Raw genomic sequence first — 21733 nt, forward strand, 5'->3', positions numbered from 1 at the left:
TAGTAAAATGCGGTTGCCCGGTGTGGTGACCGCATTTTTTGCGCGTATTCACGCATTGTCAAAACGGGCAATCCATGGTACAATACATTAGTTTAGCAAGGCTATATGTTATAGAAAATGGAGAATAGATATGCGGTGGAATAAATACACGATAAATACAAGAACGGATGCAGAGGAATTGGTCTGTGCCATGCTATCGGAACTGGGCATTACCAGTGTAGAGATCGACAACCTTATCCCGGTTCCGGATGCGGACAGACAGGGCGGTGTATTTGAAGAATTGCAACCGGATCTGCCGGAGGACGATGGATCTTCACGCATTAGTTTTTATCTGGAAGAAGATGAGGCAGACGCATCCGAGATCTTGGAAAAAGTAAGACAGGCTTTGGACGATATGTCAACGTATGCCCAGATCGGCGAGGGTACGATCACGACTGAAATCTCAGACGAGGCGGATTGGCGTGACAACTGGAAAGCCTATTTTTCTTCTTTTTCCATCGGCAATATTTTTATTAAACCTACCTGGGAAGACATGCCGGAGGACAAATCGGATATGACACTTGTGGAGATCGATCCGGGCGTATCCTTTGGTACGGGAAAGCACGAGAGTACCCAACTGGTGATTCGCCAGTTACAAAAATACCTGCAAGAAGGCAATCAAGTCCTTGATGTAGGATGTGGCAGTGGTATCCTTTCTATCGTGGCATTAAAACTCGGCGCACAGCATGTGGTAGGCACAGATATTGATGAGGATTGCATTGCATCCTCTTATGATAATTTTGCAGTCAATCACTTAGACAAGTCTCTGGGCGATTTTTATGTAGGAAATCTCATTGATGATGAGGCATTGCAGGATAAGGTGGGAAAGGAAAAGTATGATGTCGTGGTAGCCAATATTTTGGCAGACATCATTATCCCGATGGCTCCGGCACTGGCAGCAAGCATGAAGCCGGGGGCAAAACTGATCACTTCCGGTATTATTGATTTCAAGGAGCAGGAAGTAGCGGATGCGCTGATTGCGGCAGGACTACAGGTGGTAGAAAGCAATGCGCAGGGAGAATGGCGCAACATCACGGCTTGTAAATAGAGCCGATGTTATGAGAATAAGGAGTTAGGATGCAACAGATTTTTGTGGATCAGTCGGTCAAGATCGATGATACATTTATGGTAGAGGGCGAGGATGCCAGACATTTGCTACAGGTGCTCCGTATGCGCCAGGGAGAGCAGCTTCGTGTCAGCACGCATGAGGGCGACAATTATCTGTGTCAGATAGAGTCGGCGGACAAAGGACAGGTCACGCTTCGGGTCTTGGAAGAAGTGGCATCTACCGAATTAGAAAAACGTATTTATCTTTTTCAGGCAGTGCCAAAGGGTGACCGCATGGAAACGGTGATCGAAAAGGCGGTGGAACTTGGTGTTTATGAGATCATCCCGGTGGAGATGAAATATTGTGTGGTAAAACTGGATGCCAAGAAAAAGGCTGCGCGCCTCAAACGTTATCAGGCGATCGCAGAATCTGCGGCAAAGCAGTCCAAACGCAGCCGCATCCCGGTCGTACATGATTTCATGACTTACCGTGATGCCATGGCTTACGCAAAAGAGTGTGATCTATGTCTGGTGCCTTATGAATGTGCTAAGGGCATGGAGGCGACAAAAGATGCTCTGACAAAGATCCGGGATGCAAAGACGATCAGCATCATGATCGGACCGGAAGGTGGATTTGCACAAGAAGAGATCGATGCAGTAAAAGATTGCATGCAGGTCGTCTCTTTGGGAAGCAGAATCCTGCGCACCGACACAGCGGCGATCACGACCATGTCCATGGTCATGCTTGCGACAGAAATGCAATAAAATGCCTGTGGATTCTGGCAGGTATATGAATAAACTAAGAGTAATAGAATGATAGAATAGGAAAAAAGATGGAAGCATATTTAGACAACTCAGCGACCACGCAGTGCTCACAGGAAGCAGCAGATCTGATGATGCGCCTGCTCCGGGTGGATTACGGCAATCCATCCTCTCTGCATAACCGCGGTATGGAAGCCGAAAACTATGTAAAAGAAGCAAGAAAACGGATCGCGCAGACACTCAAGGTAAATGAAAAAGAAATTTATTTTACCTCCGGGGGGAGCGAGAGTAATAATCTGGCGATCGTGGGAAGTGCGCTTGCCAATAAAAGATCCGGCATGCATGTGATCACGACGGCGATCGAACATCCTTCGGTGGCAAATCCTTTTGCCTATTTGGAAGAGCAGGGATTTGCCGTTACTTATCTGCCGGTGGATGCTTATGGCTGTATTTCCTTACAGGATCTAAAAGATGCCATGTGTAGCGATACCATTCTGGTATCCATCATGCATGTAAATAATGAGATCGGAGCCGTACAGCCGGTGGAGGAAGCGGCGCGTCTGATCAAGCAGACCAATCCAAACTGTCTCTTTCATGTGGATGCCATCCAGTCTTATGGCAAATTCCGCATTTATCCGAAGCGCATGGGAATCGATCTTTTATCCGTCAGTGGGCACAAGATCCACGGACCAAAGGGCAGCGGATTTTTATTTGTAAGAGATAAGGTCAAGGTGCATCCATTGATCCTTGGCGGTGGTCAGGAGAGAGGACTCCGTTCCGGTACGGAAAATGTACCGGCAATCGCAGGTCTGGGGCAGGCAGCCATGGAGATCTATCAGAATTTTGATGCCAAGATCATGCAAATGTATCGTCTGCGTGATTATTTTATCGCAGAAGTAGAAAAGATTGACGGCGTCAGTGTCAATGGTCACAAGGATCACAGTAACGCACCGCATATCGTCAGTGTCAGCGTATCCGGTGTGCGCAGTGAAGTGCTCCTGCATGCCCTTGAGGACAGAGAGATCTATGTCTCTGCCGGAAGCGCATGTTCTTCCAACAAGCCGGCGGTCAGCAGGACTTTGCAGTCGATCGGATTGAAACGCGAGTTGTTGGAGTCTACGGTACGGTTCAGTTTTTCCGTACACACGACAAAGGAAGAAATTGATTATGCGTTGGAGGCTATGGCAGAACTGGTTCCAATGCTGGCAAAATACAGAAGAAGTTAAAAAGGAGAAAATTATGTATAAGGCATTTTTGATCAAATATGCAGAGATCGGTATCAAGGGCAAGAACCGCCATCTTTTTGAGGATGCACTGGTGCGCCAGATCTGTTATGCTCTGCGCAGTGTGGATGGCACTTTTCATGTGCACAAGCAGCAGGGACGTGTGTTTGTGGAAACCGAAGGTGACTATGATTATGAGGAGACCATAGAAGCACTCAGCCATGTGTTTGGTATCACAGGCATCTGTCCGGCTGTCATGGTCGAGGACGAGGGCTTTGATAAATTGGCAGAACAGGTTGTTTCCTATATGGATCAGATCTACCCGGATAAGCACATGACCTTTAAGGTAAAGGCACGTCGTGCCAGAAAGAATTATCCGATGGATTCCATGGAACTCAATGCAGCCTTGGGCGAAAAGATTCTGGATGCGTTCCCGGATATGAGCGTGGATGTGCACGATCCGAATGTGATGCTTTATGTGGAAATCCGTGAGCAGATCAGTTTTTATTCCGAGGAGATCCCGGGACCGGGCGGTATGCCGGTCGGCACAGGCGGAAAGGCAATGCTCCTTTTATCCGGTGGTATCGACAGTCCGGTTGCAGGCTATATGATCTCCAAACGTGGTGTTGCCATTGATGCGACTTATTTCCATGCACCGCCTTACACTTCCGAGCGTGCAAAGCAAAAGGTCGTTGATCTGGCAAAGGAGATTTCAGCCTATACGGGTCCAATCGATCTGCATGTGGTCAACTTCACAGATATCCAGTTGGCTATCTATGAAAAATGCCCGCATGAGGAATTGACGATCATTATGCGCAGATACATGATGAAGATCGCAGAACATTTTGCAAAAGAAGATGGCTGTTTAGGGTTGATCACAGGCGAGAGTATCGGACAGGTGGCATCCCAGACCATGCAGTCTTTGATGGCGACCAACGAAGTGTGTACCATGCCGGTATATCGTCCGCTGATCGGATTTGACAAGCAGGAGATCGTAGAGGTGTCCGAGAAGATCGGTACTTATGAGACATCCATCCTGCCGTATGAAGATTGCTGTACGATCTTTGTGGCAAAGCATCCGGTGACAAAGCCGAATGTGAATGTGATCAAAAAGTCAGAGGAGAAACTGGCGGATGTGATCGACGATCTGATGGATCAGGCGATCAGTACCGTCGAGACGATCCATGTAGAAGCATAGAAAAAAGCATCCTGCTATATGCAGGATGCTTTTAAAAGTAGTCAAATGAATTATTTGATGATGTATGGCTCAAGTGCTGCCATAACTTCTGTCGTGTCTTCATCGGTATGGATGGTAAGATCGATCGGCTTAGAGAGGTCTAAACTGAAGATACCCATGATAGACTTGGCATCGATCACGTATCTGCCGGAGATGAGGTCGAAATCGAAATCATACTGGCTGATCGTATTTACGAAAGATTTAACTTTATCAATTGAATTTAAAGAAATCACAACTTTTTGCATGTCATATGCCTCCTTCAATGTATTGATTTTATACGATTATCGTAATTCATTGCATGGGAAAAGTCAATGAAAAACATGCACAAAAGGAACGGGTGATCTTAGCAGGGAAAAGGACAATGACAACAAGAAAAAGAGCCGCGCTTCACAATTTGGGGTGCAAGGTAAATGCATATGAGACGGACGCGATGCAGGAGTTATTGGAGCATGCCGGATATGAGATCGTAGCCTTTACAGATGTGGCAGATGTGTATGTGATCAATACCTGTTCGGTAACGAATATGGCAGACCGCAAGTCGCGCCAGATGATCCACAGGGCAAAAAAGAAAAATCCCCACGCTATTGTCGTGGCGGCAGGCTGCTATGTGCAGACAAGCACAGAAGAAGTCTTGGCAGATCTGGCAGTGGATATCGTCATCGGCAACAACCAGAAAAATCATCTGGTGGAGCGCATCGCAGAATTTGAAGCCAAAAATCCAACCAGTCTTGCAGAGGGCGCCGAGAAATCGGCAGATACCGTAGCAGTGGAAGAAAAGGTCGTCGACTGCGTGGACATCAATCAGGATGGGCAGGATTATGAGTATTTTCTGGTCAATAAGACTGCCGAACATACCAGAGCCTTCATCAAGGTGCAGGATGGCTGCAATCAGTTCTGTTCTTATTGCATCATCCCTTATGCCAGAGGACGTGTGCGTAGCCGCGCGATCGAGGACGTGGTAAAGGAAGTGGAAGGGCTTGCAAAAAGCGGCTACCGCGAAGTGGTTCTGACCGGGATCCATCTGAGTTCCTATGGTCTGACAGAAAATTATAACAGTGGATTTGAGCACAATCACTTATTGGAATTGATTGAAGCGGTTGCAAAAGTGCAGGGCATTGATCGCATCCGTTTGGGCTCTTTGGAGCCGCAGATCATCACGGAAGCATTTGCGTCCCGCCTGGCAAAGGTGGACAAGATCTGCCCGCATTTTCATCTTTCTTTACAGAGTGGATGCGATGCGACCTTAAAGCGCATGAACCGCAAATATACGGCGGCAGAGTATGAGGCAGGATGTGCCATGCTTCGCAAGTATTTTGATGCGCCGGCGATCACGACCGATGTGATCGTGGGATTTCCGGGCGAGACAGAAGAAGAATTTGAGACCACAAAAGAATATGTAGACCATATTGGCTTTTATGAAATGCATATTTTCAAATATTCCAAACGCAAAGGCACAAAGGCGGCAGTCATGCCGGATCAGGTGGATGAGAAGATCAAGGCCAGGCGCAGTGACATCCTGCTGACCTTGGAAGATGTCATGTCACATGCTTACCGCCAGTCCTATGTGGGGCGGGAGGTAGAAGTCCTGTTCGAGACCCCATGGGAGTGGGATGGCAGATCCTATTATACAGGATATACGAGAGAATACATCCGCGTGGCTTATCCGACAAATGAGGATCTTTCCAACCAGATCAAAAAAGGTATTTTAGGCGAGCAGATCGCGGAGAATATTTATCTTTTGCGGGAATAATACAAGGGAAAGACGCAGAGTTCTTTACAAATTTGTTACAATATACTAAAATGTAGTTAATTAGCTTGATAACAAAAGAGCAGATAGGTGCGGATTTATTATGCAGAATTTAAGTAACACACAGTATTTCAGAGTTGAAAAGGAGACACCGACTTCCGTTAAGGAGATCCTTCGTATTGTCTATGAAGCATTGGATGAAAAGGGATACAATCCGGTCAACCAGATCGTAGGTTATATCATGTCCGGCGATCCGACTTTCATCACCAGTCATAAGAATGCGCGTAGTCTCATTATGAAGGTAGAACGCGACGAACTCGTAGAGGAGCTTCTCAAGGAGTACATCGCAGGAAAAGCATGGGAACATTAGGAAGCGGTAGGCGTTAGATTGAGTAGAGTACTTGGATTAGATTATGGAACAAAAACGGTAGGGGTCGCTATCAGTGACCCTTTACTTTTGACTGCCCAGGGTCTTGAGATCATTCGAAGGGAAAAACCGAGTAAACTTCGTAAGACCTTGGCAAGGATTGATGAGCTAATTGCATCTTATCAGGCAGATAAGATCGTGTTGGGATACCCCAAGAATATGAATGGCACAGAGGGAAAGCGTTGTGAAGAGACGCTCGCTTTCAAGGAGATGCTGGAGAACCGCACACACCTTGAGGTTATCCTATGGGACGAAAGATTGTCGACCGTCACCGCGGACAAGACGATGATGGAGACAGGCATCCGCAGAGAACATCGGAAAGAATATGTAGACGAGATCGCAGCCATGGTGATCTTGCAGGGCTATTTGGACTCGCTACAGGTATAAGTGGAAGGAAGATCATATGGAAAGCATTACATTAGTTGCCCCGGATACAGCAGAGGAGATTACTGTTTATGTGTTAGAGGAGACGACTTTAAATCAGCAAAAGTATTTACTGGTGACCGAGGACAGTCAGGGAGATACAGACGCTTTTATTTTAAAAGAAGTTGCAGCAGATGACACAGACTCCACTTATGAAGTGGTAGAGGACGATGTGGAGTTTGAAGCGGTCGTAAAGATTTTTCAAGAGTTAGTGGAAGATACTGACTTTGAGATGTAAAGAAAACAAAACAACAGGAGGTATATTTTGAACAAAAAACAACAACAGAATACAGGGAAATTAAAGATCATTCCATTGGGCGGACTGGAACAGATTGGAATGAACATCACTGCTTTCGAATATGGCGAAAGCATTATTGTCGTGGATTGCGGACTTGCATTCCCAGAGGATGACATGCTGGGAATCGACTTGGTTATCCCTGACATTTCTTACCTGAAAGAGAACGAGGACAAGGTCAAAGGTTTCTTTATCACCCATGGTCACGAGGATCATATCGGTGCTATTCCTTATGTTATGAAGGAACTCAATGTGCCGATCTACGCAACCAAACTGACCAATGGTCTGATCGAGAACAAGTTAAAAGAGCACAATCTTTTGACAAAAGTAAAACGCAAGGTCGTAAAGTACGGACAGCATATCAATCTGGGAGATTTCCGTGTAGAGTTTATCCGTACCAACCATAGTATCCAGGATGCAGCGGCACTTGCTATCTACTCACCGGCAGGCATTGTGGTACACACCGGTGACTTTAAAGTGGATTACACACCGGTTTATGGTGATGCGATCGACTTGCAGCGTTTCGGAGAACTTGGCAAAAAGGGAGTTCTGGCACTCATGTGTGATAGTACCAATGCAGAGCGCAAGGGCTTTACCCAGTCAGAGCGTACTGTAGGAAAGACGATTGAGGCGCTTTTTGCGGAACACACAAATTCCCGCATCATCATCGCGACGTTTGCGTCCAATGTAGACCGTGTGCAGCAGATCATCAATATTGCCCACAAGTTTGACCGAAAGGTAGTTGTGGAAGGACGCAGTATGGTCAATATCATTGCCACGGCATCAGAACTCGGTTATCTGAAGGTGCCGGACAACACTTTGGTCGATATTGAGATGTTAAAGAATTACCCGGATGAAAAGACGGTACTGATCACGACCGGCAGCCAGGGCGAGTCTATGGCAGCTTTGTCGCGTATGGCAAATGGCACCCACCGCAAGGTATCCATCAAGCCAAACGATACCATCATTTTCAGTTCCCATCCGATCCCGGGAAATGAAAAGGCGGTAACCAATGTCATCAATGAACTCTGCAAAAAGGGAGCCAACGTGATCTTCCAGGATGTGCATGTTTCCGGACATGCCTGCGAAGAAGAGATCAAACTGATCTATTCTCTGGTACATCCGAAGTATGCGATCCCGGTACACGGAGAGTACAAGCATCTGATCGCACAGGCAAAGATCGCAGAAAATCTTGGCATGGATAAGGACAATATCTTTATCTTATCTTCCGGCGATGTTCTGGAACTGGATGAAAACAGTGCAAAGGTGGCAGGTCATGTGCACACAGGTGCGATCATGGTCGATGGACTCGGCGTTGGTGATGTCGGCAATATCGTATTGCGTGACCGCCAGCATTTAGCAGAGGATGGTATCATTATCGTAGTGCTTACCTTAGAGTCCGGCAGCGGACGTGTCCTGGCAGGACCGGATATCGTGTCCCGTGGATTTGTCTATGTGCGTGGCGCAGAAGATCTCATGGACAGCGCAAGAGCCGTATTGAATGAGACCATGGATCGCCTGCAGGATAAGAACGTGACAGACTGGACAAAGATCAAGAGCGAGATCAAGGATTCTCTGGGAGATTTCGTATGGAAAGAGACACAGAGACGTCCGATGATCATGCCGATCATTATGGAAGTGTAAGATGATAGTAGATGAACGTTTCCTGACCTATCTAAGATCCTTAGAAGGTCAGGAGATTGATTATATTGCTGCAATAGAAAAAGAGGCATTGGAAACCTATGTGCCTATCATCCGCAAAGATACGCAGACTTTTATGAAGTTCTTAATGCAGACCCTGCGTCCTGAGCAGATCCTAGAAGTCGGTACGGCAGTCGGGTTTTCTGCGCTTTTGATGGAGGCATATGATCCCGCCGATTGCCAGATCACGACGATCGAGAATTATCCGCCGCGGATACCGATCGCGCGGGCGAATTTTGCGCGGGCAAAAAAAGAGGAGTGTATCCATCTGATCGAGGGGGATGCGCAGGAGGTTCTGCCGACCCTGACAGGTTCCTATGATTTTATCTTTATGGATGCAGCCAAGGGACAGTATCCCATTTTTTTGCCGGAGATCAAGAGGCTGATGCATTCCGGCAGTGTTCTGGTGACGGACAATGTTTTGCAGGACGGAGATCTGATCGAGTCCCACTATGCGATCGAACGGCGCAACCGCACCATCCATAAGCGGATGCGGGAATATCTTTACAGCCTGACGCATGACGAGGATCTGGTATGCAGTATCCTGCCGGTCGGTGACGGACTTGCCGTCTGTACCATGAAATAAGAACGAGTGGGATAGAATAGAATTTTAAAATTGGAGTCATACATGAGAAACATTGAGTTGCTGGTGCCAGCCAGCAGTCTGGAAGTATTAAAAGTAGCCGTGATCTTTGGAGCGGACGCGGTATATATCGGTGGCGAGGTCTACGGGCTGCGCGCCAAAGCCAAGAATTTTTCAAAAGAAGACATGGCAGAGGGCATCGCTTTTGCTCATGCGCATGGGGTTAAGGTTTATGTGACAGCCAACATCCTGGCACATAACGGAGATCTGCCCGGCGTGCGCCGCTACTTTGAAGAATTAAAGGAATTAAAACCGGATGCACTCATCATTGCGGATCCGGCGGTCTTTACGATCGCGCGCGAGGTCTGTCCGGAGATCGATGTCCACATCAGTACCCAGGCCAATAACACCAATTATGGCACTTACAAATTCTGGCATGGACTTGGCGCGACCCGTGTGGTATCAGCGAGGGAGTTATCTTTGAAGGAGATCAAGGAAATTCGTCAGAATATCCCGGATGATCTGGAGATCGAGACTTTTATCCATGGGGCTATGTGCATTTCCTATTCCGGCAGATGCCTGCTCAGCAATTATTTTACCGGACGAGATGCCAACCGTGGTGCCTGTACCCATCCTTGCCGCTGGAAATACGCGGTGGTAGAGGAACAGCGGCCGGGCGAGTATCTGCCGGTCTATGAGAATGAGAGAGGAACTTATATCTTTAATTCCAAAGATCTTTGCATGATCGAGCATATCCCGGAACTGATTGATGCGGGGATTGACAGTTTTAAGATCGAAGGTCGTATGAAGACAGCCCTTTATGTGGCGACGGTTGCGAGAACCTATCGCAAGGCGATCGACGATTATCTGGAATCCGAGGAAAAATACCATGCCAATATGCCATGGTATCAGGAGCAGATCTCAAATTGTACTTACCGCCAGTTTACCACAGGATTTTTCTTTGGAAAGCCTTCTGAGGAGGCACAGATCTATGATAGCAACACCTACATTAAGGAATATACTTATCTTGGCATTGTTGGGGAATGTAATGCCGAGGGCTTGTATGCGATCGAGCAGCGCAACAAGTTTTCTGTAGGAGAGACTATTGAAATTATGAAGCCAAATGGCGATAATATAGAAGTAGTCGTAAGACGTATTGTAAATGAGGATGGGGAAGATATGCCGAGCGCACCGCATCCAAAACAAAAATTATGGATTGACTTAGGACAGCCGTTAGATCAGTTTGACATCTTAAGGAGAAAAGAGGAGGACTAAGGATTATGGCACAGGAGAAGTATGTAGCATATGTAGGAACTTATACGCATGAGAATAGTATTGGTATTCATGTGTATGACATTGACATGGAAAAGGGAAAACTGACAGAGCGCAGTGTCGCACCGATCAGTAATCCATCCAATATTGCCGTTGCACACAGCGGCAAATATCTGTATTCCATTGAGGATGAGGGTGTTGCTTCCTTTTCTATTGATGAAAATGGGGATCTGACCAAGATCAATCAGGCATGGATCGGTGGCATGCGTGCCTGCTATGTAGAAATCGATTCCAATGACCGCTATCTGTTTTTGGCGGGATTTCATGATGGCAAGGTGACCATGATGCGCCTGAATGAGGATGGAAGCATTGCCGGTATCGCAGATGGTGTCTTTCATCAGGGCGTCGGTAAAAGTTCAGTAGAAAAGCGTATGGATCCGAGAGTGTCCTGCACCAAATTGACACCGGATGAGAAGTATCTTTGTGCAGTAGATTGGGGACTCAACCAGATCAAGATCTATGAGGTTGATTATGAAGAGGGCAAACTGCATTTATATGATATTTTGCGTTTCCCATTCAATAGTGCACCGCGTCGTATCCGTTTTTCCAAGGATGGCAAGTTTGCCTATGTATTGGAAGAGACAACTAATATGGTTGATATATATACCTATGACTTGCGTGAAGGCAAACCGGTATTTGAAAAGATCAAGAGGACCTCCGTTCTGGAAAAAGAGGATTCACTGGCATCCGGTTCTGCGCTTGAGTTTGCACCGGATGGTAAGTATCTGTATGTATCTTTGGACGGAGCCAACGAGGTGGTCTGCCTTGCCGTAGGTGAGGATGGTCTGATTTCCATTGAGGAAACGACCAAGATCAGCGGGGATTATCCGAAGTGCATCACTATTTTGCCTGACAATAAGACACTGGTCTCTTTGAACCATGATTCCAATGAGATCCGTACCTTTACCGTAGATCATGAAAAGAAATGTGCTTTGATGAAAAATCCACCCGTTAAGGTAGATAAGCCGAATAGTATAGTGGTACACAAATTAGTATAGTTTTCGTCTGGTTATCCTGTGGAGAGTTCGCTTTTCATGGGATAATCTGGCATTGATAGGAGATAAAAGCGTATGGCTGGATCAAGTTTTGGTGAAGCATTTCGCATCAGCACCTGGGGGGAATCCCATGGCGCGGCACTTGGCGTTGTCGTGGATGGCGTTCCGGCAGGACTGAGGCTGGATACAAACAGAATACAGGAATTTATGGACAGAAGAAAACCGGGACAGTCCAAGTTTACGACGGCGCGAAAGGAAGCAGATGCCATTGAGATCTTATCCGGTGTTTTTGAGGGAAAGACAACAGGAACGCCGATCTCTATGATGGTAAGGAATGCAGACCAACATTCCAAGGATTATTCCAATATTGCGGAGATCTTCAGACCGGGGCATGCGGATTACACTTTTTATGAAAAATATGGAATCCGAGATTATCGCGGCGGCGGCAGATCCAGCGGCAGAGAGACGATTGGCAGGGTCGCGGCAGGGGCGATCGCCATACAGATTTTAGAGGAACTTGGCGTTGAGATGTGCGCATATACAAAGGCAATCGGACCGGTTGCTATCGCTTCTTTTGATGCAGATGAGATCAGGAAAAATCCACTTGCCATGCCGGATGCTGAGGCTGCAAAGAAAGCGCAGGCTTATCTGGAGGATTGCATCAGTAGACAGGATTCAGCAGGCGGTGTGATTGAGTGTCGGGTCAAGGGGATGCCGGCAGGCGTTGGTGAGCCTGTTTTTGATAAGTTAGATGCCTCTTTGGCGAAGGCAATGCTATCCATCGGAGCGGTAAAAGGCTTTGAGATCGGAGATGGTTTTGCGGTTGCAGCAAACAATGGATCTGTCAATAACGATGCTTTTTGTATGCAGGATGGGACTGTTAAAAAGGAGACCAATCATGCAGGCGGCGTGCTCGGTGGCATGAGCGATGGCGATGAGATTATCTTTCGTGTGGCAGTCAAACCGACACCATCGATCAGCCAGCCACAAAAGACCGTGAATGTGCATGGCGAGGAGCAGACAATTGAGATTCATGGCAGACATGATCCTGTCATCGTACCCCGGGCAGTGGTGGTTGTGGAGAGTATGGCAGCGATCACACTTGTCGATGCACTTTTTTCAAATATGAGTGCGCGCATGGATCGTATCGTTGATTTTTATCAGAAAAAATAATTGTTATTATATATAGAAAGAACAGGAAAATGTACAAAGTTTTAAAAACAGAAGGAAGAGCAAAAAGAGCGGTCATGGAGACCGTACATGGAACGATTCAGACACCGGCTTTTATGAATGTAGGAACGGTGGCTGCGATCAAAGGGGCTGTATCCACCGATGATCTGCATGATATCGGTACACAGGTGCAACTGTCCAATACCTATCATTTGCATGTGAGAACGGGCGATAAGACAATCAAGGAACTGGGCGGTCTGCATAAGTTTATGGTATGGGATCGTCCGATCCTTACCGATTCCGGCGGATTTCAGGTGTTCTCCCTCAGAGGGCTGCGCAAGATCAAGGAAGAAGGTGTTTACTTCCAGTCACATATTGACGGGCATAAGATCTTTATGGGACCGGAAGAAAGTATGCAGATCCAGTCCAATTTAGGATCAACGATTGCAATGGCATTTGACGAGTGCCCAAGCAGTAAGGCAGACCGTAAGTATGTGACCGACTCTGTTAATCGTACCACGCGCTGGCTTGCCAGATGCAAGACAGAGATGGCAAGGCTGAATGGTCTGGAAGATACCATCAATAAGAACCAGTTGCTTTTTGGTATCAATCAGGGGGCGATTTATGAGGATATCCGTATTGAGCATGCCAAACGTATCGCTGAGATGGACTTGGATGGTTATGCCGTTGGTGGACTTGCTGTAGGCGAGAGCCACGAGGAGATGTATCATATCTTAGAGGAGACCGTTCCATATCTGCCGCAGGATAAGCCGACATATCTGATGGGAGTCGGAACTCCGGCGAATATCCTAGAGGGGGTAGAGCGAGGCATTGATTTCTTTGACTGTGTTTACCCTAGCAGAAACGGAAGACATGGTCATGTCTATACCGATCATGGAAAATTAAACCTCTTTAATCAAAAGTATGAAAAGGACATGCGACCGATCGAAGAAGGCTGTGGCTGTCCGGCATGCCGTACCTACTCCCGTGCCTATATCCGTCATCTGTTGAAAGCAAAAGAAATGCTGGGCATGCGCCTTTGCGTGCTGCATAACCTGTATTTCTACAATCACATGATGGAAGAGATCAGGGATGCTTTGGATGCCGGAGATTTCGCCGGTTACAAGAAGCGCAAATTAGAGGGCATGGAAGCCGGAGAATAAATATTAAAGTTTTATAAACTGATGGGAAATTATGGACAAAACCTTGCGAAATGTATAGGGATTTAGTACAATAAATAGAGTTGAGGCATAAAGTCTCATGATTAGGAGGAATTTTTATCATGAATATTTTAATGAGTTCATCAGCAGGCGGTAATGCTTTGATGCCAATCATCTGGATCGTAATCTTATTTGCATTTATGTATTTCTTTATGATCCGTCCGCAGCAGAAGGAGACCAAGCAGAAAAATGCTATGATGTCATCCCTTGCTGTAGGAGATACCGTTCTTACCACAAGTGGTTTTTATGGTGTTGTCATCGACATCGCAGAGGATACTGTGATCGTTGAGTTCGGCAGCAACAAGAACTGTCGTATCCCAATGCAGAAGGCTGCTATCTCAGCAGTAGAAAAGCCGGAAGATGCTGTAGAAAAAGAATCTAAATAAGACATTTGTAAAGTATAAAGAGGTCAGGATGAAAAACATCCTGACCTCTTTTTTATGCCTCACTTTTCAATTGGATCAATGAATTTACATAGGTCTGTAAATGATCTAACTGCTGATTGGAAAGTGTCGAGACGAATTCGATTACTTTTTCCATATCTATGCCGGCATTTTTGTCTTCCGTGCCATACAAAAAATAATCTGCGGACTTGTCAAAGCATTTGCAAAGACTTGCCATCGTCAGTATTGACATATTCTTCTTTCCGTTTTCCAAATCGGAAACATAATTGATGGAGAGATCCATCTTTTCTGCAATCTCGGCCTGTGTCAGTCCAATGGACTTTCTACAGGATCGAATACGCTGTCCGATTTCTGTGGCAGATGTCATGTAATTCACAGGTCATTCCCCCTTTACATAAAATTTACTCGGTTCCCCACTTTCGGAAACACTAATGATTTCATACGTTTCCAGAAATTATCTTAATCATATTTTGTAGACCTCTAAATAGGAACAAACTAAGAGAAATACTAAATCGCTAATAGCGAAATAAATGTAGACAAAAGGATGATAAAGGGTATAATGAATATCCGAACAGGCGTATATTATAAGAAACCTTAATGAATAATGGATAATATTGCCAGTTATGTATGATTGAAAAAATACAACTATAGTGTGAAACGAGAACTATGAAGTGTATTAGCAAAGATTATGAAAAAGCAGAAAAATTAAAACTAAACTTAAAAATTTCTGGGGGGGGGGTACTGAGTGCTCAACCCTTGTTTTATAGATCTTGGAGTTGTGGCGTGCGTAGGAAACTGTGACACGTCATTTGTTATGTATAGAAAGTTATTCAACAGGTAAGAGGAAATGAAGCAGGAAGCAAAGAAAAGAGTCATATATAAAATTGATATTTTTCTCATTGCATTACAGAGCATAGTGGCAGTCCTATTGGGGATACAACTGATCCGTACGTCTATTGTGCCGCCCCTGTATATGGTGCTGTATTTTGCCATCGTATTGGTAGTGGATCTGATGGGGGAGATGTCTTTTACAGGCAGACACGCTGTACGAAAGATATGCGAAATTTTGAGATCATTAAGTTTCGCAGCATGATCATGGGAGCGGAGGAAAAATCCGGACCACAGATTGCCGGCAAAAAGGATGAACGCATGACGCGCGTAGGATATGTCTTGCGTAAATTTAAGATTGATGAATTGCCGCAACTGATCAATATCTTCAGGGGAGATATGAGTTTTGTGGGACCGCGTCCGGAACGACCGGAGATCATTGCAGAGATTGTAGAAGATGTGCCGGAGTACACCTTCCGCGCGACAGTGCCAGCCGGGCTCACAGGCTATGCGCAGGTGCATGGAGATTATCATACAGAATTTTTAGATAAATTAAAATGGGATCTCATGTATATTGAAAATCATTCCCTGATGCTGGATCTCAAGATAATTTTGATGACGGTTCCGGTGGTGTTGCGGGGAAGCGATGATGTGTGGTTGATAATAAATGCAAATATATGAATATTGATAGAGAACTCACGAAATAGAACAGCCATACCAAATGCCTAGTAGCAGATGGTACGGCTATTCTTGTTTCTTGATCAGATCATTCCGATATTTTTCCTCGATTATAGCACGTTCCCTGAAGTAGCACATATCGTGGATGGTCTGGTCAGAGTTCATGGTTATAGATAGGATGTATGAATTATATCAAAGGATAAAAAAGTACATTTAATTATGTAAGAGGGACTAAAAGATGAAGAATGAAATTGTACTATTTACAGATGGTGACGTGAATGGAGAATTGAATGAGACTTAGTGATGGAATGTTAGTAGCAATTACATTGATGATTGCTGAATCAAAAGCCGAAGAGAAAGATGTGATGGTAAAATTGATAATGAATCTGTTGAAATTATAGAAAATAATCGAAAGAGATCACAAGCAAACCATGAATACCAACCCACGAAAATCCCACAAATATAAACCAACTGCATACCTTATCCTTTCCATCCTCTGGATGCTCCTGATTTTTTCCTTCTCGGCACAGCCGGCGACGGAATCGACCAAGACAAGTCTGCGCGTCGGCATGACGGTAGGAAGTGTCTTAGTACCGGATTTTTCTTCCATGTCAGAAATTGACCGGACAAAGTATGCCGAGAGCATCGAGTTCCCGGTGCGAAAAATGGCCCATGCGACGGAGTATGCCATTCTTGGTATTTTACTTACAGCCACTTTGTCATCCTTTGAAAAAAGACATTATGGACTTTGGGGCTGGCTCCTTGGGACAGGCTATGCGGCAACCGATGAGATCCATCAACTATTTGTCCCGGGACGGAGCGGGCAAGTGACGGATGTCATGTTAGATAGTGCGGGATGTCTGCTGGGATGTTTGTTACTTTGTACCATTTATCATCTTTCCAAACTCCGCAAATTATGATAAAATCATAAGGATTTACAACGTGTGTTCGAAACCATCCACACGCAAAACAAAACTAAGGAGAATTACATATGAAAAAAACAAGTGCGTTACGATTGACCCAGGCCGCAATGATTGCGGCTATTTATGTGGTACTGACTTATTTTATCAGTGCCTTTGGACTCGCAAACGGTGCGATCCAGGTAAGGATCTCAGAGGCTCTGACTATCTTACCGATCTTTACGCCGGCAGCGATTCCGGGACTTTTTGTTGGATGTTTGCTCAGCAACATCTTGACCGGATGCATGGCACTCGACGTGATATTTGGCAGTCTGGCAACCTTGATCGGTGCGATTGGCACTTATCTTTTAAGAAAGACCAAGTTTGCCTTTACCTTGCCGCCGGTGATCGCTAATACCATCATTGTACCGCTCGTACTCCGCAATGTGTACGGCTTAGAGGATGCGGTATGGTATCTGATGCTGACAGTCGGCATCGGTGAAGTGCTTTCTATCTGTGTTCTGGGCATGATCCTAAAGAAAGCCTTATGGAAACATCGCTTCAAGATCTTTAAGACAGAAGAGTAATCCGACACCTGTCTCGTACATGGATTTATAATTAGTAGGAAGGGATAAGAATATGAAAGAAATCTTGGATTTGATCCGAAAAGAAATTACAGATGCTTTCGTGGCGTGTGGCTACGATGAAAAATATGGCAGAGTATCTTTATCAAACAGACCGGATCTGTGTGAATACCAGTGTAATGGTGCTATGGCGGCAGCCAAGGAATACAAGAAGGCGCCGATCGCGATCGCTACAGAGGTCAGTGAGAAACTACAGGATAACCCGATGTTTGAAAGTGTCATCGCCTGCCCACCGGGATTTTTGAATCTTATCCTTGCCCCTGGCTATGTGACAGACTATGTCAATGCCATGGCAGAAGATGACAGAAAAGGTGTAGATAAGGTTGCAGAGCCAAAGACCGTGATCGTTGATTACGGCGGACCAAATGTGGCAAAGCCACTGCATGTCGGACATCTTCGTTCTGCCGTGATCGGTGAGAGCGTGAAGCGCATCGGCAAGTTCATGGGTGATAATATGATCGGCGATGTGCATTTAGGAGACTGGGGCTTACAGATGGGACTTATCATCACAGAACTTCGTCTGCGCCAGCCGGATCTTTGCTATTTTGATCCAGATTATACAGGAGAGTATCCGAGCGAACCTCCATTTACGATCAGCGAGTTGGAAGAAATCTATCCGACCGCCAGTGCAAAGTCAAAAGAAGATGCTGCTTACAAAGAGGAAGCCATGACGGCTACCTTTGAATTACAGCAGGGAAATCGCGGCTATCAGGCACTTTTAAAACATATTTTAGATGTGTCAGTCAGTGATCTGAAAAAGAATTATGAGAACCTGAATGTGTCCTTTGAGTTGTGGAAAGGGGAATCCGATGCACAGCCATACATTCCTGACATGGTAGAGAAGATGAAAAAAGATGGTTACGCCTATGTCAGTGATGGGGCACTGGTTGTTGATGTTAAGGAAGACACCGATACCAAGGAAATCCCGCCTTGCATGATCTTAAAATCAGACGGGGCATCCCTTTATGATACAACGGATCTTGCTACGTTGATCTGGCGTATGGAAGATTATCATCCGGCGAGTGTGATCTATCTGGCAGACAAGCGTCAGGAGTTACACTTTGTCCAGGTATTCCGCTGTGCAAGAAAGACCGGTATCGTACCGGATACGACAGAACTCAAGTTCATCGGTTTTGGTACCATGAACGGCAAGGACGGCAAGCCTTTCAAGACAAGAGAAGGCGGCGTTATGCGTCTGGAGACTCTGGTTTCTGGGATCAATGAAAAGATGTACGAAAAGATCATGGATAACAAGACCATGGAAGAGGACGAGGCGAGAAAGACAGCCCAGATCGTTGCACTTTCTGCGATCAAGTATGGAGATCTTTCCAACCAGGCGTCTAAGGATTATATTTTCGATATTGACCGCTTTACTTCTTTCGAGGGTAACACAGGTCCATACATCCTTTACACGATCGTTCGTATGAAGTCTATTTTGCACAAGTATGAGGAGAGTGGCAAAAAGGTTGCAGATGCAAAGATCCTGACCGCAGCATCCGAGAGTGAGAAGTCTTTGATGCTGGAACTTGCCAAGTTCAACAGTGCTATGCGTGGCGCATACGAAGAAAATGCACCACACAGGATCTGCGCATACATTTATGATCTTGCCAATGCATTTAATCACTTCTACCATGAGACCAAGATCATGACGGAGGAAGATGAGAAAAAGCAGGCAGGCTACATCCGCTTGTTGGAACTGACCAAGGAAGTCCTTGAAATCTGTATTGATCTGCTGGGATTTTCTGCACCGGAAAGAATGTAAGATGAAATATTATTCACTGAATGAGTACCTGCGCCATACCTTTGGCACAAAGGCATACAAGATCTCTTTGGATGCAGGCTGTTCCTGCCCCAACCGTGACGGACTTTTGGATACCAGAGGCTGTATCTTTTGCTCGGCATCCGGGAGTGGCGATTTTGCAGAGCATCTGGACATGCAAAAGATCCTGCAAAAGACCAGACGGGGAGAGATACTGACAGAGGCAGACCAAAGTGCCTTACGTCAGGCGGTGCAAAAGCAGTTGATCGCAGGCAAAGCGAGAGTGGAAAAAAAGAATAAAGCAGGCAAGTACATTGCCTATTTTCAGGCGTATACAGGCACGTATGCGCCTGTTTCTTATTTGCGCCCGATCTTTGAGGCAGCCATAGAGCCGGAAGATGTACTTGCCCTATCGGTGGCTACCCGGCCGGATTGTCTGGATGATGCGGTGCTGGATCTGTTAGAAGAACTTAATGCGAAAAAGCCGGTATGGGTAGAACTGGGACTGCAGACCATCCACCCGGCGACGGCGGAATACATCCGGCGCGGCTATCCGCTTTCTGTATATGATGCGGCGGTCGGCCGACTAAAAAAGAGAGGATTGGAAGTTATCGTGCATGTGATCTTAGGACTGCCGGGCGAGACCACAGATATGATGAAGGAGACGGTCTCTTATGTGGGAGTGTCTGGCGCTGATGGGATCAAGTTACAGTTACTTCATATATTAAAGGGGACAGATCTGGAAAAAGAATATGAGGCAGGAAGATGCCCGGTCTTTAGCATGGAAGAGTATGTTGGTTTAGTGGCAGATTGTATCAGTCTTTTGCCAAAAGATATGGTTATCCACCGCATGACAGGCGATGGGGATAAGAAGACCCTGCTTGCACCTTTATGGAGTGCGGACAAGAAGCGCGTATGGAACGCCTTGCAGCGTGAAATCGCCAGCCGCTAGATCTGGCTACCTGTCAGTAAAAAAGACCAAAGGGGACGCTCCTTGTGGCAAAAGGAACGTCCCTGACTTTAGACACATGGTGGGATGTGTATAAATTTTATGACACAGACAGACCTTTGTATATGCCAAAATATAAGTAAATATGTGGAAAAAATGAGAAATTTTTGTCAATTTTTTGACGAAAAAAATTTTTTCCCAGACCACCTCTTGTTTCAAGAAAAAAACAATGTGCAATTTGCACAAAAAGAGAACGGAAAAATCCAAATGACAGGGGAAAGATACATGAAAAATAAGCAGGAAAAAGTCCTTTAAAGCCCGAAAAATCAATGATTGACATTAAATTTTTGCAAGACTAAAATCGTATCGTAAATAAGAAAATTATTACAAATTAAGAAAGGAGGTATACAGATGGATGCTCTGGTAAATGGTCTGATGGAAGAGTTGAATTGTGAGACTGTCTTTACCATTCCTCTCTTTGGTGGAATCCCCATTTATGAGTCTGTAGTCGTTACATGGATCATCATGGCGGCACTGGCGATCGTGTTCTTTCTCTTGGGCAGAAACTTAAGTGTAGAACACCCCGGACGCAGGCAGATCGTAGTGGAGACTGGTGTAAAGTTCTTACATGACTTCTTTGATGAGACCGTAGGAGAGAAGGGAAAAGCATATATTCCGTATCTCTCTGCTGTAGCCATCTACATTGGTGTGGCGAATCTGATAGGACTTCTGGGATTCAAGCCACCAACGAAGGATATGAATGTCACCGCGGCATTGGCACTGATGAGTATCGTATTGATCCAGGCTTCCAGCGTTCGTGCCAAGGGTACGAAAGGTTGGCTGAAAAGTTTTGCCGAACCTATGCCGGTCGTCTTACCGATCAATATCCTAGAACTTTTTATCAAGCCATTGTCCCTATGTATGCGACTGTTTGGTAACGTCTTAGGTTCCTTTGTTATCATGGAACTCTTAAAGATGGTCGTACCGGCAGTGGTACCGGCAGTGTTTAGCTGCTACTTTGATATTTTTGATGGTCTGATACAAGCGTATGTATTTGTATTCCTGACCGGGTTGTTCATAAAGGAAGCAACCGAATAAACAAAATAAAATTGGAAAGAAAAAGGAGAAAACATTATGTCATCAACATTATTAGTAGCCATTGGAGCAGGTATTGCAGTATTAACAGGTATTGGAGCAGGTCTTGGTATTGGTAAGGCAACATCTTCCGCAGTAGATGCGATCGCAAGACAGCCGGAAGCAGAAAGCAAGATCTCTAAGTCACTTCTTTTAGGATGTGCCCTTGCCGAGGCAACCGCTATTTACGGTTTCGTTATCGCACTTTTGATCATTCTTTTCCTGAAATAATAAAGA

At 45.6% G+C, this 21733-nt stretch carries 25 protein-coding genes; 23 read left to right on the forward strand and 2 right to left on the reverse strand.

The window, feature by feature from the left end; all coding sequences use genetic code 11:
- Positions 1 to 130: 130 nt before the first annotated feature.
- From prmA to thiI, 4 genes are all read left to right on the forward strand, one after another.
- Positions 131 to 1087: a 50S ribosomal protein L11 methyltransferase gene (prmA, locus tag DW183_RS05350; protein ID WP_118280955.1), complete on the forward strand. Its 957-nt coding sequence runs from the start codon at positions 131 to 133 to the stop codon at positions 1085 to 1087.
- 29 nt (positions 1088 to 1116) lie between these two features.
- Complete coding sequence (locus tag DW183_RS05355; RefSeq protein WP_118280956.1) at positions 1117 to 1851, forward strand: RsmE family RNA methyltransferase; 735 nt, start codon at positions 1117 to 1119, stop codon at positions 1849 to 1851.
- 68 nt (positions 1852 to 1919) lie between these two features.
- A complete protein-coding gene (locus DW183_RS05360; protein ID WP_118280957.1) occupies positions 1920 to 3074 on the forward strand; it encodes a cysteine desulfurase family protein in 1155 nt (384 codons plus the stop codon).
- A gap of 13 nt (positions 3075 to 3087) precedes the next feature.
- On the forward strand, positions 3088 to 4269 hold the full coding sequence (thiI, locus tag DW183_RS05365; RefSeq protein WP_118280958.1) for a tRNA uracil 4-sulfurtransferase ThiI: 1182 nt from the start codon (positions 3088 to 3090) through the stop codon (positions 4267 to 4269).
- A 50-nt stretch (positions 4270 to 4319) separates the two neighbouring features.
- On the opposite strand, the gene DW183_RS05370 is transcribed toward thiI, so the two are convergent.
- Positions 4320 to 4553: an HPr family phosphocarrier protein gene (locus DW183_RS05370; protein WP_118280959.1), complete on the reverse strand. Its 234-nt coding sequence runs from the start codon at positions 4551 to 4553 to the stop codon at positions 4320 to 4322.
- Between the two features lie 116 nt (positions 4554 to 4669).
- On the opposite strand from DW183_RS05370, the gene mtaB reads away from it, so the two are divergent.
- From mtaB to yajC, 11 genes are all read left to right on the forward strand, one after another.
- Positions 4670 to 6058 (forward strand): tRNA (N(6)-L-threonylcarbamoyladenosine(37)-C(2))-methylthiotransferase MtaB, encoded by a 1389-nt coding sequence (mtaB, locus tag DW183_RS05375; protein ID WP_118280960.1) that lies wholly within the window; start codon positions 4670 to 4672, stop codon positions 6056 to 6058.
- Between the two features lie 100 nt (positions 6059 to 6158).
- Positions 6159 to 6425: an IreB family regulatory phosphoprotein gene (locus DW183_RS05380; RefSeq protein ID WP_118280961.1), complete on the forward strand. Its 267-nt coding sequence runs from the start codon at positions 6159 to 6161 to the stop codon at positions 6423 to 6425.
- 18 nt (positions 6426 to 6443) lie between these two features.
- A complete protein-coding gene (gene ruvX, locus DW183_RS05385) occupies positions 6444 to 6869 on the forward strand; it encodes a Holliday junction resolvase RuvX (RefSeq protein WP_118280962.1) in 426 nt (141 codons plus the stop codon).
- A 16-nt stretch (positions 6870 to 6885) separates the two neighbouring features.
- Positions 6886 to 7143 (forward strand): DUF1292 domain-containing protein, encoded by a 258-nt coding sequence (locus DW183_RS05390; RefSeq protein ID WP_118280963.1) that lies wholly within the window; start codon positions 6886 to 6888, stop codon positions 7141 to 7143.
- Between the two features lie 27 nt (positions 7144 to 7170).
- The gene (locus DW183_RS05395) at positions 7171 to 8844 is read left to right on the forward strand and encodes a ribonuclease J (protein WP_118280964.1); all 1674 of its coding nucleotides are present in this window, start codon (positions 7171 to 7173) and stop codon (positions 8842 to 8844) included.
- A 1-nt stretch (position 8845) separates the two neighbouring features.
- Positions 8846 to 9487, forward strand: a complete 642-nt coding sequence (locus DW183_RS05400; protein WP_118280965.1) for an O-methyltransferase — start codon at positions 8846 to 8848, stop codon at positions 9485 to 9487.
- A 42-nt stretch (positions 9488 to 9529) separates the two neighbouring features.
- Positions 9530 to 10759, forward strand: a complete 1230-nt coding sequence (locus DW183_RS05405) for a peptidase U32 family protein (RefSeq protein WP_118280966.1) — start codon at positions 9530 to 9532, stop codon at positions 10757 to 10759.
- Positions 10760 to 10764: 5 nt separating this feature from the next.
- Complete coding sequence (locus DW183_RS05410; RefSeq protein WP_118280967.1) at positions 10765 to 11814, forward strand: lactonase family protein; 1050 nt, start codon at positions 10765 to 10767, stop codon at positions 11812 to 11814.
- 72 nt (positions 11815 to 11886) lie between these two features.
- Positions 11887 to 12984: a chorismate synthase gene (aroC, locus tag DW183_RS05415; protein ID WP_118280968.1), complete on the forward strand. Its 1098-nt coding sequence runs from the start codon at positions 11887 to 11889 to the stop codon at positions 12982 to 12984.
- A 29-nt stretch (positions 12985 to 13013) separates the two neighbouring features.
- Complete coding sequence (gene tgt, locus DW183_RS05420) at positions 13014 to 14144, forward strand: tRNA guanosine(34) transglycosylase Tgt (RefSeq protein WP_118280969.1); 1131 nt, start codon at positions 13014 to 13016, stop codon at positions 14142 to 14144.
- 119 nt (positions 14145 to 14263) lie between these two features.
- On the forward strand, positions 14264 to 14587 hold the full coding sequence (yajC, locus tag DW183_RS05425) for a preprotein translocase subunit YajC (protein WP_118280970.1): 324 nt from the start codon (positions 14264 to 14266) through the stop codon (positions 14585 to 14587).
- Between the two features lie 52 nt (positions 14588 to 14639).
- Here yajC and DW183_RS05430 read toward each other — a convergent pair whose 3' ends face one another.
- Entirely contained in the window at positions 14640 to 14972 is a 333-nt protein-coding gene (locus tag DW183_RS05430) for a helix-turn-helix domain-containing protein (RefSeq protein WP_243069537.1), read from the reverse strand.
- Positions 14973 to 15601: 629 nt separating this feature from the next.
- Here DW183_RS05430 and DW183_RS05435 point away from each other — a divergent pair.
- The 8 genes from DW183_RS05435 to atpE all read left to right on the forward strand — a co-directional run bounded on the left by DW183_RS05435 (position 15602) and on the right by atpE (position 21727).
- Positions 15602 to 16114, forward strand: a complete 513-nt coding sequence (locus tag DW183_RS05435; RefSeq protein ID WP_256386591.1) for a sugar transferase — start codon at positions 15602 to 15604, stop codon at positions 16112 to 16114.
- Positions 16115 to 16542: 428 nt separating this feature from the next.
- Positions 16543 to 17031 (forward strand): VanZ family protein, encoded by a 489-nt coding sequence (locus DW183_RS05445; protein WP_118280973.1) that lies wholly within the window; start codon positions 16543 to 16545, stop codon positions 17029 to 17031.
- A 71-nt stretch (positions 17032 to 17102) separates the two neighbouring features.
- A complete protein-coding gene (locus DW183_RS05450) occupies positions 17103 to 17597 on the forward strand; it encodes a QueT transporter family protein (protein ID WP_118280974.1) in 495 nt (164 codons plus the stop codon).
- Between the two features lie 52 nt (positions 17598 to 17649).
- Positions 17650 to 19416: an arginine--tRNA ligase gene (gene argS / locus DW183_RS05455; RefSeq protein WP_118280975.1), complete on the forward strand. Its 1767-nt coding sequence runs from the start codon at positions 17650 to 17652 to the stop codon at positions 19414 to 19416.
- Between the two features lies 1 nt (position 19417).
- Entirely contained in the window at positions 19418 to 20365 is a 948-nt protein-coding gene (locus DW183_RS05460; RefSeq protein WP_118280976.1) for a TIGR01212 family radical SAM protein, read from the forward strand.
- Positions 20366 to 20464: 99 nt separating this feature from the next.
- A complete protein-coding gene (locus DW183_RS05465; protein WP_118280977.1) occupies positions 20465 to 20677 on the forward strand; it encodes a hypothetical protein in 213 nt (70 codons plus the stop codon).
- A gap of 96 nt (positions 20678 to 20773) precedes the next feature.
- Entirely contained in the window at positions 20774 to 21460 is a 687-nt protein-coding gene (locus tag DW183_RS05470) for a F0F1 ATP synthase subunit A (RefSeq protein WP_118280978.1), read from the forward strand.
- Between the two features lie 36 nt (positions 21461 to 21496).
- The gene (atpE, locus tag DW183_RS05475) at positions 21497 to 21727 is read left to right on the forward strand and encodes an ATP synthase F0 subunit C (RefSeq protein WP_012743658.1); all 231 of its coding nucleotides are present in this window, start codon (positions 21497 to 21499) and stop codon (positions 21725 to 21727) included.
- Positions 21728 to 21733 lie beyond the last annotated feature (6 nt).

It is taken from the genome of Roseburia sp. AM16-25 (assembly GCF_003473825.1).
In the GTDB taxonomy this organism is placed as follows: domain Bacteria; phylum Bacillota; class Clostridia; order Lachnospirales; family Lachnospiraceae; genus Pararoseburia; species Pararoseburia lenta.

Bases quoted from the DNA above. Each gene is read 5' to 3' on its own strand.
- DW183_RS05360 (WP_118280957.1), top strand. From the start codon at position 1,920: ATGGAAGCATATTTAGACAACTCAGCGACCACGCAGTGCTCACAGGAA.
- tgt (WP_118280969.1), top strand. From the start codon at position 13,014: ATGTACAAAGTTTTAAAAACAGAAGGAAGAGCAAAAAGAGCGGTCATG.
- DW183_RS05470 (WP_118280978.1), top strand. From the start codon at position 20,774: ATGGATGCTCTGGTAAATGGTCTGATGGAAGAGTTGAATTGTGAGACT.
- DW183_RS05390 (WP_118280963.1), top strand. From the start codon at position 6,886: ATGGAAAGCATTACATTAGTTGCCCCGGATACAGCAGAGGAGATTACT.
- atpE (WP_012743658.1), top strand. From the start codon at position 21,497: ATGTCATCAACATTATTAGTAGCCATTGGAGCAGGTATTGCAGTATTA.
- DW183_RS05460 (WP_118280976.1), top strand. From the start codon at position 19,418: ATGAAATATTATTCACTGAATGAGTACCTGCGCCATACCTTTGGCACA.
- DW183_RS05465 (WP_118280977.1), top strand. From the start codon at position 20,465: ATGACACAGACAGACCTTTGTATATGCCAAAATATAAGTAAATATGTG.
- DW183_RS05380 (WP_118280961.1), top strand. From the start codon at position 6,159: ATGCAGAATTTAAGTAACACACAGTATTTCAGAGTTGAAAAGGAGACA.
- DW183_RS05400 (WP_118280965.1), top strand. From the start codon at position 8,846: ATGATAGTAGATGAACGTTTCCTGACCTATCTAAGATCCTTAGAAGGT.
- mtaB (WP_118280960.1), top strand. From the start codon at position 4,670: ATGACAACAAGAAAAAGAGCCGCGCTTCACAATTTGGGGTGCAAGGTA.
- argS (WP_118280975.1), top strand. From the start codon at position 17,650: ATGAAAGAAATCTTGGATTTGATCCGAAAAGAAATTACAGATGCTTTC.
- yajC (WP_118280970.1), top strand. From the start codon at position 14,264: ATGAATATTTTAATGAGTTCATCAGCAGGCGGTAATGCTTTGATGCCA.
- DW183_RS05450 (WP_118280974.1), top strand. From the start codon at position 17,103: ATGAAAAAAACAAGTGCGTTACGATTGACCCAGGCCGCAATGATTGCG.
- thiI (WP_118280958.1), top strand. From the start codon at position 3,088: ATGTATAAGGCATTTTTGATCAAATATGCAGAGATCGGTATCAAGGGC.
- DW183_RS05410 (WP_118280967.1), top strand. From the start codon at position 10,765: ATGGCACAGGAGAAGTATGTAGCATATGTAGGAACTTATACGCATGAG.
- DW183_RS05445 (WP_118280973.1), top strand. From the start codon at position 16,543: ATGAATACCAACCCACGAAAATCCCACAAATATAAACCAACTGCATAC.
- DW183_RS05355 (WP_118280956.1), top strand. From the start codon at position 1,117: ATGCAACAGATTTTTGTGGATCAGTCGGTCAAGATCGATGATACATTT.
- prmA (WP_118280955.1), top strand. From the start codon at position 131: ATGCGGTGGAATAAATACACGATAAATACAAGAACGGATGCAGAGGAA.
- DW183_RS05430 (WP_243069537.1), bottom strand. From the start codon at position 14,972: ATGACATCTGCCACAGAAATCGGACAGCGTATTCGATCCTGTAGAAAG.
- DW183_RS05405 (WP_118280966.1), top strand. From the start codon at position 9,530: ATGAGAAACATTGAGTTGCTGGTGCCAGCCAGCAGTCTGGAAGTATTA.
- DW183_RS05370 (WP_118280959.1), bottom strand. From the start codon at position 4,553: ATGCAAAAAGTTGTGATTTCTTTAAATTCAATTGATAAAGTTAAATCT.
- aroC (WP_118280968.1), top strand. From the start codon at position 11,887: ATGGCTGGATCAAGTTTTGGTGAAGCATTTCGCATCAGCACCTGGGGG.